The 13,058-nt window shown below is 60.6% G+C and carries 15 protein-coding genes; 5 read left to right on the forward strand and 10 right to left on the reverse strand.

The genetic code is table 11. From position 1 onward, the window contains the following. Positions 1-42: 42 nt before the first annotated feature. Genes msrA through DKK66_RS16300 form a run of 4 tightly spaced genes read right to left on the reverse strand, consistent with a single transcriptional unit; the run spans position 43 to position 2,268 of the window. Positions 43-573 carry a peptide-methionine (S)-S-oxide reductase MsrA gene (msrA, locus tag DKK66_RS16285; RefSeq protein WP_131359753.1) on the reverse strand — a complete coding sequence of 177 codons (531 nt, stop codon included), beginning with the start codon at positions 571-573 and terminating at the stop codon, positions 43-45. Between the two features lie 58 nt (positions 574-631). Continuing rightward, positions 632-1,528 (reverse strand): histone deacetylase, encoded by an 897-nt coding sequence (locus tag DKK66_RS16290; RefSeq protein WP_131359756.1) that lies wholly within the window; start codon positions 1,526-1,528, stop codon positions 632-634. An 11-nt stretch (positions 1,529-1,539) separates the two neighbouring features. After that, entirely contained in the window at positions 1,540-1,755 is a 216-nt protein-coding gene (locus DKK66_RS16295; protein WP_045847383.1) for a DUF1653 domain-containing protein, read from the reverse strand. A 57-nt stretch (positions 1,756-1,812) separates the two neighbouring features. Continuing rightward, the gene (locus DKK66_RS16300; RefSeq protein ID WP_131359758.1) at positions 1,813-2,268 is read right to left on the reverse strand and encodes an N-acetyltransferase; all 456 of its coding nucleotides are present in this window, start codon (positions 2,266-2,268) and stop codon (positions 1,813-1,815) included. Between the two features lie 60 nt (positions 2,269-2,328). On the opposite strand from DKK66_RS16300, the gene DKK66_RS16305 reads away from it, so the two are divergent. Next, complete coding sequence (locus DKK66_RS16305) at positions 2,329-3,276, forward strand: tRNA-dihydrouridine synthase (RefSeq protein WP_131359760.1); 948 nt, start codon at positions 2,329-2,331, stop codon at positions 3,274-3,276. 331 nt (positions 3,277-3,607) lie between these two features. Here DKK66_RS16305 and DKK66_RS20225 read toward each other — a convergent pair whose 3' ends face one another. The 3 genes from DKK66_RS20225 to DKK66_RS16315 all read right to left on the reverse strand — a co-directional run bounded on the left by DKK66_RS20225 (position 3,608) and on the right by DKK66_RS16315 (position 5,314). Further along, positions 3,608-3,757 (reverse strand): hypothetical protein, encoded by a 150-nt coding sequence (locus tag DKK66_RS20225; RefSeq protein ID WP_156156974.1) that lies wholly within the window; start codon positions 3,755-3,757, stop codon positions 3,608-3,610. An 8-nt stretch (positions 3,758-3,765) separates the two neighbouring features. Then, positions 3,766-4,182, reverse strand: a complete 417-nt coding sequence (locus DKK66_RS16310; protein ID WP_353851342.1) for a translesion error-prone DNA polymerase V autoproteolytic subunit — start codon at positions 4,180-4,182, stop codon at positions 3,766-3,768. A gap of 316 nt (positions 4,183-4,498) precedes the next feature. Next, positions 4,499-5,314, reverse strand: coding sequence for a LuxR C-terminal-related transcriptional regulator (locus DKK66_RS16315; RefSeq protein WP_045847379.1), 816 nt, complete (start codon positions 5,312-5,314; stop codon positions 4,499-4,501). Between the two features lie 199 nt (positions 5,315-5,513). Between DKK66_RS16315 and DKK66_RS16320 the strand changes: the two genes are divergently transcribed. The 4 genes from DKK66_RS16320 to DKK66_RS20230 all read left to right on the forward strand — a co-directional run bounded on the left by DKK66_RS16320 (position 5,514) and on the right by DKK66_RS20230 (position 10,012). After that, entirely contained in the window at positions 5,514-7,010 is a 1,497-nt protein-coding gene (locus DKK66_RS16320; RefSeq protein WP_131359762.1) for an aldehyde dehydrogenase, read from the forward strand. A gap of 26 nt (positions 7,011-7,036) precedes the next feature. Beyond that, positions 7,037-8,419, forward strand: coding sequence for an aspartate aminotransferase family protein (locus DKK66_RS16325; RefSeq protein ID WP_131359764.1), 1,383 nt, complete (start codon positions 7,037-7,039; stop codon positions 8,417-8,419). Positions 8,420-8,565: 146 nt separating this feature from the next. Continuing rightward, complete coding sequence (locus DKK66_RS16330; RefSeq protein ID WP_131359766.1) at positions 8,566-9,660, forward strand: polyamine ABC transporter substrate-binding protein; 1,095 nt, start codon at positions 8,566-8,568, stop codon at positions 9,658-9,660. Positions 9,661-9,844: 184 nt separating this feature from the next. Beyond that, complete coding sequence (locus tag DKK66_RS20230; RefSeq protein ID WP_156156973.1) at positions 9,845-10,012, forward strand: hypothetical protein; 168 nt, start codon at positions 9,845-9,847, stop codon at positions 10,010-10,012. An 84-nt stretch (positions 10,013-10,096) separates the two neighbouring features. Here DKK66_RS20230 and DKK66_RS16335 read toward each other — a convergent pair whose 3' ends face one another. From DKK66_RS16335 to DKK66_RS16345, 3 genes are all read right to left on the reverse strand, one after another. Beyond that, on the reverse strand, positions 10,097-10,489 hold the full coding sequence (locus tag DKK66_RS16335; RefSeq protein WP_062787882.1) for a phasin family protein: 393 nt from the start codon (positions 10,487-10,489) through the stop codon (positions 10,097-10,099). A 155-nt stretch (positions 10,490-10,644) separates the two neighbouring features. Beyond that, on the reverse strand, positions 10,645-12,585 hold the full coding sequence (locus DKK66_RS16340; protein ID WP_242673509.1) for a radical SAM protein: 1,941 nt from the start codon (positions 12,583-12,585) through the stop codon (positions 10,645-10,647). A 58-nt stretch (positions 12,586-12,643) separates the two neighbouring features. Then, on the reverse strand, positions 12,644-12,991 hold the full coding sequence (locus DKK66_RS16345) for a thioredoxin family protein (RefSeq protein ID WP_131359768.1): 348 nt from the start codon (positions 12,989-12,991) through the stop codon (positions 12,644-12,646). Positions 12,992-13,058: the final 67 nt, after the last annotated feature.

A 13,058-nucleotide genomic window follows, 5' to 3' on the forward strand; every position in this document is an offset into this window, starting at 1 on the left:
GCGATACTATATCGGCGGTTTTGTGCTGCCGGGTCAGTATCGTCATGGTTTCAGCCAGTCGGCAAACTGGCGTCGCAGCTTCAGCTGCTTGGGCTGAATGACAGCCTGGCAGTATGGTTGCTCGGCGTTACGGGCAAAGTATTGCTGATGGTAGTCCTCGGCCGGATAAAACTGGCTGGCCGGCTCCAGCGTGGTGACGATGGGGGCAGCAAAAATGCCTTGCTGTTCCAGGTCGGCCATCACGGCCCTGGCCGTGTCCAGCTGCTCTGCATCATGATAAAAGATGGCGGAGCGGTACTGGCTGCCCACATCATGCCCCTGTCGGTTCAGGGTGGTGGGGTCGTGGGTGGCAAAAAATACCTGCAACAGCTGACGATAACTGATGATGGCCGGGTCAAAGCGGATCTGCACTGCTTCGGCATGGTCGGTGTGGCCAGAGCAGACGCTGCGATAGTCCGGGTTGGGCGTCTGCCCGCCGATATAACCGGATTGCACCTGGCTTACCCCGTTGAGGGCGAGAAAAATACTCTCGGTACACCAGAAGCATCCGCCGGCCAGGGTGGCTGTGTTCATTGCGCTCTCCATTTTATGGGGGTGGGTACGCTGTTTCGTCGGGGCTGGCGGGTGAATCTTACACGCCTGAGCCAAATAGCTGGTACGCGGCAGCGACGGTATTGGTCTGGATTTCCACCGTGTCGCTGATCGGGTTGGCATAGCCTCCGGCCATGGTGATCACCAGTGCGGCACCGCTGTTCCGCACTTGCTGCATGACCAGCTGGTCGCGTTGCAGCAAACCCGCCTTGCTCAGTGCCAGCTTGCCCAGCCGGTCACCTGCATAAGGGTCGGCACCGGCCAGGTAAAACACGATATCGGGCTGTTGTTGCAATAGCGCGGGCAAATGCCGTTGCAGCCGGGAAAGGTAGCTGGCGTCGTCGGTCTGGTCTGGCAGGTCGATGTCCAGCGAGCTGGCTTCCTTGCGGAAGGGAAAGTTCTTTTCGCCATGCATGGAGAAAGTGAACACGCGTGGTTCATCGCGGAAAATGGCGGCCGTGCCATTGCCCTGATGGACGTCCAGATCAATGACCAGAATGCGGCGCGCCAGGCCTTCTTGCAGCAGCAGGCGCGAGGCCACGGCGACATCATTGAATACACAAAAGCCGCTGCCCTTGTCGTGATAGGCATGATGGGTGCCCCCGGCCAGATTCACCCCGCAACCATGCAGCAAGGCGGTGCGGGCGGCGGCAACAGTGGCACCGACCGAGCGGCGCGAGCGCTCCACCAGTTGCGGCGACCATGGCAGGCCGATTTCACGCCAGGCGCGTGGCGGCAGGCTGCCATCCAGCACCTGGGCGACATAGTCTGCTGCATGTGCCTGTTGCAGTTCCCATGCACTGGCCGCCGGGGCTTCCTCCATCAGGGGGGCGGCAAATTGCCCCACTGCGGTGGCAAGCAGCTGGTATTTTTCAGCCGGGAAACGGTGGCCTTCCGGCAGCGGCAGGGCAAACTGGTCGGTACGGTAAATGCGCATGGACTGTGTGGCTAGAACAGTTTGACGGGTGAGAAGCGTGGCAGGCTCTCGCCTTCGTGGATGACGGTTTCCAGGAACATGCCGGCAGGGCGTGTCCATAGTTGATAATCGCCATAGAGCGCGCGATAGGCCACCATGGGTTCATGTGTTTCAGAATGCAGACCCAGCCCGAGCACTTCGTAAAGATTACCCCGGTAATGGCGATAAATGCCGCGTGGAATGTCCATCTGTGTTCCTTGTCGGTTTCTGCTGGGCCGCCAGCATGGCGCTGCCGGGCAGTGCGGTCAAGTGTTCTTGCCATCCCAGTAATACACCCGGAATTCGGTATCCAGCACAAAGCCGTTACGTTCGTACAGTCGCTGTGCTCGGGTGTTGTCGTGGGCGGTTTGCAGCATGATGTCGCCACCACCCAGGCTGATGACATGGGCCTGACAGGTTTGCAGCAGCTGCTTGCTGACACCGCTGCCGCGGTAGTCCGGTGCGACATACAGGTCGTGCAGCAGCCAGTTAGGTTTAAGCGTCAGTGAATTGAAACCGGGATACATCAAGGCAAAGCCGACCGCAATACCAGCATCCTCCGCCAGCCACAGGCAGGCCTCGCGCTGGCGTATGCGCGCTTCGATAAACTGCAGGCAGTCCGCATCGCTTTGCTGTACATGATAAAAGGCCAGATAAGCCTGAAACAGCGGCAGGCAGCGCTCAAGCTGGTGTGGGGTGACAAGGCTGATCTTCAAGGTCATGCATTCGCTCCCGGGCAGTGATTCCGTTACAATAGCGCCCTTTTTTCAGCAGGTTAAGTCATGAATCTGATGCTGGCCCCGATGGAGGGTCTGGTTGACCCCATCATGCGGGATGTACTGACCCGTCTGGGCGGTATCGACTTGTGTGTAACCGAATTTGTCCGGGTCACCAATGTGCTGTTGCCCACCCGTACTTTTCACCGTCTGGCACCGGAATTGCTGAACGGTGGCAAAACCCGTGCCGGAACAACGGTGCGGGTGCAGTTGTTGGGCTCGGATCCGGTCTGTCTGGCGGAAAATGCCGCCAAGGTGGCCAGCCTGGGTGCACCGGGTGTGGACCTGAACTTTGGCTGCCCGGCACCCACGGTCAACCGTCATCGTGGCGGGGCGGTACTGCTGACCGAGCCGGAACTGCTGCACGCCATTGTCAGGCAGGTGAGGGCGGCTGTTCCGGCCGAGATACCGGTAACCGCCAAGATGCGGCTGGGCTATGAGGACAAGAGTCTGGCACTGGACTGCGCTGCTGCCTTGGCAAGTGCCGGGGCAGCCGAACTGGTGGTACATGCGCGTACCAAGGTGGAAGGGTATAAGCCGCCAGCCCACTGGGACTGGATTGCCCGTATCCGGGAGCATGTCACGGTGCCGGTGATTGCCAATGGCGAGGTATGGACCGTGGCGGATTACCATGCCATCCGGGCGCGAAGCGGCTGTGAGCGGGTAATGATTGGCCGGGGGCTGATTGCCGCGCCCGACCTGGCACTGCGCATTGCGGGCGATCAATCCGACACGCCCATGACCTGGCAGGCACTGATGGGATGGTTGCTGGATTTCTACCAGCAGTGCTTTACCGAGGCAGGGGAGTCGCGCTACCCACCGGCAAGGCTCAAGCAGTGGCTGGGGCAGTTGAAGAAAACCTACCCGGAGGCGGGTGACTTTTTCGAAGTGATTCGCCGCGAAACTTCTTCTGAGAATATTCTGAGAGTAATGCAGGATATGTCTGTTAAGTAAATTCACCCATAGCCAATGCCAGGTGCAAACGTTAGGATGAAAACGTGCTTGGTTCTTGGTATGGATCCAGGCGCTGTATGACCGGCTGCCCTCAGCTTCCGGTCGTTACACTTCCCCGATACCCTGTTAATCCCTCCCCTTGCGGGAGGGTTTTTTTTGCCTGCATGGGCCTCAGGATGATCCGGTCAGCAGGATGATCCGGTCAGCCTCACGACGCCAATCTGGCCGATGAGAGCGGGGCTGTCGCTGGGAGTAAACCAAATGAAATCAGACCAGGCATGCTGGTCTGATGATGTTGTCGCGACAGGGGAAACTTGCCTGGGCGCGCAGTCTAGACGAACTGCACCGGGACAAAGTAGCTGCGGCCAGTGCGGGATACCAGCACCTGCGGTTGTCCGGCGCGGACTTCACGAAAAGCACGCGGCAGACGGCGCCAGTCCATGAACTTCATCTTGATCAGGCTTTCATCGATTTGCATCATGCGCTCCTTTACGAGACCGGGTGAATGACGTTGGTCACCACACCCCAGATAAACAATGCCGCTTCTTCCGGCACTTCGATTGGCGAGTAAGCCGGGTTCTCCGGCATCAGGAACAGGCCGCTTGCCGTTTTTTCCAGCCGCTTGACGGTAAGCTCGCCGTTGATGACCGCCACCACCACCTTGCCGCTGCGTGCTGGCAGGGCGCGGTCGACAATCAGCAGGTCGCCATCGTGAATGCCGGCATTGATCATCGAGTCGCCTTTCACCGTCACCATGAAGGTGCTGGCAGGGTGGCTGACCAGATGGGCATTCAGGTCGATGTCGGCTTCTTTCAGGTCATCGGCGGCAACGGGCGAGCCGGCAGGTACCCGGCTGGCGAACAAGGGCAGTGACAGCTGGCTGAGGGTTTCCGACAGGGTGCGGATATCCTGGGTGTCCGCTGTTCTGACCGTACGCAGCTGGCGATATTCAGCCAGCCAGTTTTCCAGCAGTGGCCGCAAGGGTTCCGGCACACGCATGGCTACGGTTTTGTCACCACCGAATGCCGATTTGCGTCCGGCACCATCTCGTTTGCCTCCTTGTGCCATCTTGGCCCTTCCTGTTTCGCTTGCGTTGAATTGATTGTGTACAAATTCAAATGACTTGGCAATGCCAATGTGAAAATGCCGGGTTTTAGTGTGGCATTCTTGCTGTTCTTGATATTTTTAAATGAATCAAATCATTGAAAATAAAAGACAAATACTATTTCTGCTTGCGCGGTGCGCTGGAAGTGCCATCCGGGGCCGCAAACAGCAGAAACAAACCGGCCTGCTGGCTGACGCCCAGCTTGGCGTACAGATTGCGCCGGTGCACCTTGGCGGTATCCAGTGAAATGCCCAGCTCACGGGCAATGGCCTTGGTGGAGTGCCCGGCCAGAATCAGCAGGGCGACCTGCACCTCACGCTCGGTCAGTTGCGGATTGCCGCGCTGGCGCAAGGCATCTTCCAGCCTTGACTGGCGTTCCACCGGGTTGTTGCGCTGCTGTTCGATCAGGCTGGTGTCAAATTGCCATGCCTTGCGCAGCAGGGTCAGCAGCCAGGGGCTGAATAACTGGCAGCTGCCAATCTCGCTGGCACTGAAGCGCTGACGGCTGGCCAGCGACAATGACAGCACGCCCTGGCCGGCAATGGGCAGCAGGAACTGCAGCTCGTCTTCCCCGACATTGCGGCTGAAATACTGGCGGTAGTATTCGGTGTCACGGAAAGAGTCCGGTGCCACATCGTCCAGCCGATACAGGCCAGGCATCGGGTTTTGCTGGCTGAAGGCATAGAAGGGGTCAATGCGGTACAGCCCGGCGCGGTAGTCGGCAAACAGGTCGTCCGCTGCGAGGTTGGCGGCATGATCCGCCAGGATCAGCGGTGGCTGGTCAGCCTGGAACAGCAGCACTACCCAGGTATCGAAGGTGGCAATCTCGCCCAGAAAGCTGGCCAGCACCGGCCAGAAGCGTGGCTCTCCCAGTTGTTCCAGCAATTTCCCCAGCCGGTGATGAAAGGCCAGGTCACTCACGGCGATCTGCATGTCTGTTCTTGCTCCTGTTTCGGTATTGGCCATGGTTTTGCATGATGCCGCAACTGTTCTGCCCCGGCGCTACCCCCAAGGGGTGAGTGGCCTCACCCATCAAGGCGATGGGCGGGGTGGGGCAGCCTGCCTAGACTGTGGCCATCGCATGTCAGTCGTATGTGGAGTCGCGACTGGCTAAACCCGACAGGAGAGTAGCATGTTGTCATCGAAAGATCTGTCATTCTGGACGGCTTGCGCCAGCGCGCTGCAGCCTGCTGCACAGGCCTATATGGATGGCCGGCTGCAAGATGCAGTAGATGGCCGCCAGTTTGCCAGCATCTGTCCGCATACCGGCCAGACCATCGCCATGGTGGCGCGTTGCGCACAGGCGGATGTTGACCTGGCAGTGAGCGCCGCACGACGCAGCTTTGAGGCCGGGGACTGGTCGCGCTGTCATCCGCGAGAGCGCAAACCGGTGCTGCAAAAACTGGCGCAACTGCTGCGCGACAATGCCGACGAACTGGCCTTGCTCGATTGCCTGGACATGGGCAAGCCCATCTCGGATGCGCTGAATATCGACGTGCCGGCCACGGCGGCCTTGTTCGACTGGTATGCCGAAGCCTGCGACAAGCTGTATGACGAAGTGGCCCCCAGCGGCCCGGATGCGCTGGCGCTGGTGACGCGCGAACCGGTGGGCGTGGTGGCGGCAGTGATTCCGTGGAATTTCCCGTTGGACATGGCCGCCTGGAAAGTGGCACCGGCGCTGGCGGCAGGCAATAGCGTGCTGCTGAAACCGGCCGAGCAGTCGCCGTTGTCTGCCATCCGTCTGGCGCAGCTGGCCAGCGAGGCCGGTCTGCCGGCCGGTGTGCTGAACGTGCTGCCCGGCTATGGCGAGGAGGCCGGGCAGGCGCTGGGCCTGCATCCGGACATCGACTGCCTGTCGTTTACCGGCAGCACCGAAGTCGGCAAGCGCTTTCTGGCGTATTCCGCCGCTTCCAACATGAAAATGGTGTGGCTGGAGTGCGGTGGCAAAAGCCCGAATCTGGTGTTTGCCGATTGTGCCGACCTGGACGCGGCGGCACGCAAGGCGGCCTTTGGCATCTGCTTCAATCAGGGCCAGGTGTGTTCTGCCAGCTCGCGCCTGCTGGTGGAAAGCAGCATTCACGACCGTTTTGTCGAAAAGGTGCTGACCGAAATGGCGCATTACCAGCCGGGCAATCCGCTGGACCCGGCCACGCGGCTGGGCACGCTGGTGGATGCCGGGCATACCGGCCGGGTGCACGGTTTTATCGAGGACGGCGTGCGGCAGGGCGCGCGCTTGCTGGCTGGTGGCGAGCGGCTGCGACTGGGTGACAGTGACTGCTATTTGCAGCCCGCCCTGTTTACCGGAGTGACGCCGCAGATGCGTATTGCCCGCGAAGAGATTTTCGGCCCGGTGCTGTCGGTGCTGCGTTTTGACAGCGAGGCCGAAGCCATTGCCATGGCCAATGACAGCATCTACGGCCTGGCAGCTGCGGTATGGACCGACCAGCTGCAGCGGGCCCACCGCGTGGCGCGTGCCTTGCGCGCCGGTACTGTCTCGGTCAACACCGTGGACGCACTGGACCCCGGCGTACCGTTTGGCGGCTGCAAGCAGTCCGGCTTTGGCCGCGACCTGTCCCTGCATGCGCTGGACAAGTTCAGCCAGCTCAAAACCACCTGGATCAGCCTGTAAGCCGGTGCCCCGGCATGGAGACCACAATGCACACCAATCAGAAGCAACGCAGTACCGCCGACTATCAGGCCATGGATGCCGCTCACCATATTCATGCCTTTCTGGACCAGAAAGCCCTGAACGAGGAGGGGCCGCGCGTCATCACCCGTGGCGAAGGCCTGTATGTGTGGGACAGCGAAGGCAAGCAGTATCTGGACGGCATGTCCGGCCTGTGGTGCACCAATGTCGGCTATGGCCGGCAGGAGCTGATTGATGCCGCCACCCGGCAGCTCAAGGAGCTCAGTTACTACAATATGTTTTTCCATACCACCCACCCGGCGGTGGTGGAGTTGTCCGAGCGGCTGTTTTCCCTGCTGCCCGGCAGTTACAGCCATGTGATCTATACCAACTCCGGCTCCGAAGCCAATGAGGTGCTGATTCGTACCGTGCGCCGCTTCTGGGACGTGATGGGCCAGCCGGACAAGAAAATCTTCATTGGCCGCCACAATGGCTATCACGGCTCCACCGTGGGCAGCGCCTCGCTGGGTGGCATGGCCTTCATGCACGAAATGGGCAATCTGCCGATTCCGGGGGTTGAACACATTGACGAGCCAGACTGGTATCGCCACGGCGGCAACCTCAACCCGGCGGAATTCGGCCTGCAGTGTGCCCGCGCGCTGGAGCAGAAAATCCTGCAACTGGGCGCGGACAAGGTGGCGGCTTTTGTGGCCGAGCCGTTCCAGGGTGCCGGTGGCATGATTTTTCCGCCGGAAAGCTACTGGCCGGAAATCCAGCGTATTTGCCGTCAGTACGATGTGCTGCTGTGTGCCGACGAGGTGATTGGCGGCTTTGGCCGTACCGGCGAATGGTTTGCCCATCAGCATTTCGACTTCCAGCCCGACACGCTGAGCATCGCCAAGGGGCTGACCTCCGGCTACATCCCCATGGGCGGGCTGGTGCTGTCGCGGCGCATGGCGCAGGCTCTGATCGACAAGGGCGGAGTGTTTGCCCATGGCCTGACCTATTCCGGTCACCCGGTGGCCGCCGCCGTGGCGCTGGCCAATCTGGATGTGTTGCAGGGCGAAGGCATGGTGGATGCCGTCAAGCAGGATACCGGCCCCTATCTGCAACGCTGCCTGCGTGAAGTGTTTGCCGATCACCCGCTGGTGGGCGACATCCAGGGCACGGGCATGGTGGCGGCCTTGCAGCTGTGTGAAGACAAGGCCAGCCGCAAGCTGTTTGCCAATGAAGATGATATCGGATGGCGTTGCCGTAGCCATGGCTTTGACGAGGGGCTGATCATCCGCTCCACCCATGGCCGCATGATCATGGCACCGGCACTGGCCATCACCCGCAGCCAGATTGACGAGCTGCTGAGCAAAACCCTGCGGGCAGTCGACCGCACCGCCCGCGAGCTGGGCATGTTGTAAGCCCCGCCACCGGCATCCTTACAGAGCCGTTCAGCGGCCAGACCTTGCCGGGACCACTCCTTCAGCACAGCGCCATAGTTCCCGCCACCGGTCAGCCTGGCCGGTGGACGGGTGTTGCCAGTCCGCACTACAGGAGTTTCACCATCATGCGCTTCACACCCACCCTGCGCCGTCTTGCCTCCGCCACGCTCTGCTGTCTTGGCCTCACCGCCCAGGCGGCCGAGCTGCATGTCTACAACTGGTCGGACTATATCGGCGAGCAAACCATCGCCGGCTTCGAAAAACAGACCGGCATCAAGGTGAAATACGATGTCTACGACAGCGATGACACCCTGCAGGCCAAAATGCTCACCGGCCGCGCCGGTTACGACGTGGTGGTGCCCACCTCCAATTACATGGCGCGTCAGGCTGCCGCCGGCATCTATCAGCCGCTGAACAAGGCGTTGCTGCCCAATCTGGCCAATCTCGACCCGCAGCTGATGAAAATGGTGGCCAGTGCCGACCCTGGCAATAAATACGGCGTGCCCTATGCCTGGTTTACCGACGGGCTGGGGCTGAACCTGAACAAGGTGAAGGCGGCGCTGGGCAACGATGCGCCACTGGATAGCTGGGACCTGCTGTTCGACCCGGCCCGGCTGGGCAAGCTGAAGAGTTGCGGGGTATCGATGCTGGATCAGGCCAGCGATGTGTTTGCCATCACCCTGCATTACCTGCACAAGGACCCGAACAGCAAGAACCCGGCCGATTATCAGGCGGCGTTTGAAACCCTGAAGAAAATCCGCCCCTATATCACCCAGTTCAATTCTTCCGGCTATATCAATGACCTGGCCAATGGCGATGTCTGTCTGGCGGTAGGCTGGTCGGGCGATATCGGCATTGCCCGGCGCCGGGCGGCAGATGCCGGCAAGCATTACCAGATTGCCTACGTCATTCCCAAGAGCGGCGCGCCGTTTTCGGTGGACATGATGACCATTCCGAAAGATGCGCCCAACCCGGCAGCGGCGCACCAGTGGATCAACCATATCCTGCAGCCGGATGTGGCGGCCGGCATCACCAACAAGGTGTTCTACCCCACGCCCAATATCCCGGCGCGCAAACTGGTGCAGCCAGCCATTGCCAGTGATGCCGGCATCTACCCGCCGCCCGCGGTAATGCAGACGCTGTTCCTGTTGCAACCTTTGCCGACAGATATCCTGCGCTTGCAGAACCGCTTGTGGACGCAACTGAAAACAGGGCGTTGAAACCGTGGCACATCCGGTAATCCGGGATGTTGCTGCTGGTGTGGCCAGAATCCGTGTCAGTGGCGAAGCAGGGCGGATAATCAATCGTTACCGTTGAATATCCGGGCGGCACGGGGTAGTCTCTGCAGCCGTCCCGTTACTGCCATGCAGATGGCTGCAGGCAAGGGATGAACAGGAGACAGCAATGCGAGTACAGGCAAATCCGGCCGATATCGGTCGTTGTGGCTGTGGCCGGCGCGACTATTGTGATGGTAGCCATGGCCTGACCGAAGAGCAGTGGCAGGCCCGGCTGGCCGAAGAGCAAAAGCAGGCAGACGAGCAAGCCGCTGCTGCGGACTTTGGCGACGATTGAAGCCAGTCTGACAGGCCTTGCTCAGTCAAGCACAAACAGCCCGCACATCCGGCAGGATGGCGGGCTGTTTGCTTTGGTGAAAGCTTATTTCTTTTTGTCGCCAGTATTGGCCGGGGGTTGCAGGTAGCTGGCCATGCCTTGCAAGGAGTTTTGCATGCTGGAGAGATGTTCCAGAGCCAGGCCTTGCAAGTCTTCCTGTGCCTTGGACAGGATGCCGCAAAATTCGCCAGAGCACTCCATGGCGCGGTTGGCATTGGCTTTGGCCAGGTCGCTGATCTGGCTGATGGCTTCTTGTGGCGTGCTGGCCTGGCTCAGCGCGTGCAGTGACTTGGCGTAAGTATCCAGATGCTCGCGGCTGGTGCTGATCTGGAAATTGACCAGTTGTTCGACGTTGTTCATCGAGACTTGCAGGAATTTCAGCGTGATATCCACGCCGGCAGTCTGATTTGGCTGGGTAGACTTGTCGTTGGATGACATGGTGCTTCTCCTTGGGGACTGGACGGTAGCGGGGAAGGGCAGTTGTTGCGCGTGCAACAGCTGCTTGGAGTCATCTTCCCGCTAATCGTTCAGCATTTTCCCTGTCCAAGAGGAGTGGCCGACCGGGGGGCGGCACGAGCACGGTCAATGCTGTTTCACCCCAGGGCGCGGGCAATGAAGTTGCGTGGCACGCGTGGCTTGGGGACCCGGCCACTAAACCAGTTGCGTACGTCCTGATCCAGCCCGATGCCGTGCATGAAGTTGTACAAGGCCTTGTTGAGCGCCTTGCCCATGGCGTCGTGATCGGTGCCGGTAGGGTCGATGAAGCCGACATCGTTCTTGGCGAAGCTGACCGGCGGCAAGGGTTGCAGGGTGACGCCGTATTCTTCCGGGTTCTGGCCTACCGGCGAATGCACGGTGCAGGCAAAGCGGTGGAAGAAGCCGGACTGGATGCAGCCGGTATCAAACAGCTGGCGTACGTATTCCAGTGCATCCACCGTGTCCTGCACCGTCTGGGTGGGGAAACCGTACATCAGGTAGGCATGCACCAGCACGCCTGCTTCGGTAAAGCTTTGTGTCACCCGCGCCACCTGTTCCACCGACACGCCTTTTTTCATCAGCTTGAGCAGGCGGTCCGAGGCCACCTCCAGCCCGCCGGAAATGGCGATGCAGCCGCTTTCCGCCAGCAACTGGCACAGCTCCGGCGTGAAGGATTTCTCGAAGCGGATATTGCCCCACCAGGAAATGGACACATTGCGGCGTAGCAGTTCTTCGGCCAGCGCGCGCAGCATCTTGGGTGGTGCGGCCTCGTCGACAAAATGGAAGCCGGTCTGGCCGGTTTCGGCAATGATGGCCTCGATACGGTCCACCAGCGTGCTGGCGGAGGCGGTTTCGTAACGCGAGATGTAGTCCAGTGTCACGTCGCAGAAGCTGCATTTTTTCCAGTAGCAGCCATGTGCCACGGTCAGCTTGTTCCAGCGCCCGTCGCTCCACAGCCGGTGCATGGGGTTCAGCATATCCAGCAAGGACAGGTAGCGGTCGATAGGCAGGCCATCCCAGGTGGGGGTGCCGACTTCCTCGAAGGGGATGTCGGCTTCCATCATGTTGATGTAGCGGACCTCGCCGTCTTCGCGCACGAAGGTGCGTACCAGTCGGGATGTCGAGCGTTTGCCTTGCAGGTGTTCCAGCAGGGCCAGCAGAGGTTTTTCGCCATCGTCCAGCGTGATGAAGTCGAAATAATCGAATACCCGTGCTTCTTTGAGTTCGCGCAGCTCGGTATTGACGAAGCCGCCGCCCAGCACTGTGCGGATGGCCGGCCAGCGCGCCTTGATGGTCTGGGCGATGCGGAAGGCTGCATACACCGAGCCGGGGAAGGGCACCGACAGCAGTACGATGTCCGGCTGATGCCGGGCAATGGCTTCTTCCACCAGCTGTTGCAGGGTGTCGTCCACCAGCGTGGGTTTGCCGGCCAGCGCCCGCGCCAGCGGGTCGAAGGTGGGCTGGCTCATGGCCAGCGATTCGGCATAGCGCACGAATTCAAAACGCTCATCCACCGCTTCGCGCAGTACGTCGGCAATGTCATTCAGGTAGAGCGTGGCCAAATGGCGGGCGCGGTCCTGCTGACCCAGTGCGCCAAAAGCCCAGGCCAGCGGGTCGCCACCATAGGGGTCGTCCGGGTCCACATACACTTCCAGCGCGGCAAAACGCTCGCCTTCGGGCAGAAAATTGCGGCCACAGATGCGGTGCGCCACGGTGGAGTCACGCCCCTGCAAAAAGGCAATAACCGGGCCGATGGTGGCCAGGTAGCGCTCGAACTGGCCGACAAAGCTGTGCAGCTGTGCACTGCGTTTTTTCGGTGGAATGGCGTCAAGCTGCTGGCGCACGGCTTGCAGGCCACTTGCCGAAAACAGTCGCAATACCAGCTGCAAGGCCAGGTCTTCCTGAAAGGCGGTGACCTGGCGCGAGCGCAGAAAACCGGTGATATAGGCGGTGGACGGATAGGGCGTGTTCAGCTGCGTCATCGGCGGGATGAGCGACAACACGCGTGGCGACGCATTGGCTGTGGACGTCTGCATGGGGGTGGTATTCAACTGCATGGCTTTCATTGATTGCTGCGGCCCGCCGCAGATGGGGCTTGGCGGCGACGGGCGGTATTCAGGATGTGCGCGGCGTGGCGGGCAGGCTGGCCAGTAATTGCTGGATCGCCAGCAGGCTGTCGGGCCGTACCAGTCGGGCAACTTCCTGTCCGTCTTGCAACAGCACCAGCGTGGGCCACAGCTTGACCCGGAAGCTGCGGCCGAGGCGACGGCCTTTGCCGTCTTCTATCTTCAGGTGCGGCAAGTCCTGATACTGTTGCATGGCGCTGGCCAGTAATGGTTGCGCCGCCTGACAGTACTGGCACCAGGGCGCACCGAATTCCAGCAGCAGCGGACCGGGCTGCGTCGCCAGCTGTTCGGCGCCGGGTTCTTGATCCTGTGGGCTGAAGCTGCTGCAAAAGGCCATGGCGGGCTCCTGTCGGCAAAGGCAGCAGAGGATAACACTGTTGGGCAAAAACGGCCCGGCTTCCTTG

Source organism: Aquitalea sp. USM4, from assembly GCF_004328945.1.
GTDB lineage: Bacteria > Pseudomonadota > Gammaproteobacteria > Burkholderiales > Chromobacteriaceae > Aquitalea > Aquitalea pelogenes.

Excerpts from the sequence above, each read along its gene's own strand:
- DKK66_RS16305 (WP_131359760.1), top strand. The coding sequence starts at position 2,329 with ATGAATCTGATGCTGGCCCCGATGGAGGGTCTGGTTGACCCCATCATG.
- DKK66_RS16325 (WP_131359764.1), top strand. The coding sequence starts at position 7,037 with ATGCACACCAATCAGAAGCAACGCAGTACCGCCGACTATCAGGCCATG.
- DKK66_RS16335 (WP_062787882.1), bottom strand. The coding sequence starts at position 10,489 with ATGTCATCCAACGACAAGTCTACCCAGCCAAATCAGACTGCCGGCGTG.
- DKK66_RS20230 (WP_156156973.1), top strand. The coding sequence starts at position 9,845 with ATGCGAGTACAGGCAAATCCGGCCGATATCGGTCGTTGTGGCTGTGGC.
- DKK66_RS16320 (WP_131359762.1), top strand. The coding sequence starts at position 5,514 with ATGTTGTCATCGAAAGATCTGTCATTCTGGACGGCTTGCGCCAGCGCG.
- DKK66_RS16300 (WP_131359758.1), bottom strand. The coding sequence starts at position 2,268 with ATGACCTTGAAGATCAGCCTTGTCACCCCACACCAGCTTGAGCGCTGC.
- DKK66_RS16345 (WP_131359768.1), bottom strand. The coding sequence starts at position 12,991 with ATGGCCTTTTGCAGCAGCTTCAGCCCACAGGATCAAGAACCCGGCGCC.
- DKK66_RS16315 (WP_045847379.1), bottom strand. The coding sequence starts at position 5,314 with ATGCAGATCGCCGTGAGTGACCTGGCCTTTCATCACCGGCTGGGGAAA.
- DKK66_RS16330 (WP_131359766.1), top strand. The coding sequence starts at position 8,566 with ATGCGCTTCACACCCACCCTGCGCCGTCTTGCCTCCGCCACGCTCTGC.
- DKK66_RS16290 (WP_131359756.1), bottom strand. The coding sequence starts at position 1,528 with ATGCGCATTTACCGTACCGACCAGTTTGCCCTGCCGCTGCCGGAAGGC.
- DKK66_RS16295 (WP_045847383.1), bottom strand. The coding sequence starts at position 1,755 with ATGGACATTCCACGCGGCATTTATCGCCATTACCGGGGTAATCTTTAC.
- DKK66_RS20225 (WP_156156974.1), bottom strand. The coding sequence starts at position 3,757 with ATGATGCAAATCGATGAAAGCCTGATCAAGATGAAGTTCATGGACTGG.
- DKK66_RS16340 (WP_242673509.1), bottom strand. The coding sequence starts at position 12,585 with ATGCAGTTGAATACCACCCCCATGCAGACGTCCACAGCCAATGCGTCG.
- msrA (WP_131359753.1), bottom strand. The coding sequence starts at position 573 with ATGAACACAGCCACCCTGGCCGGCGGATGCTTCTGGTGTACCGAGAGT.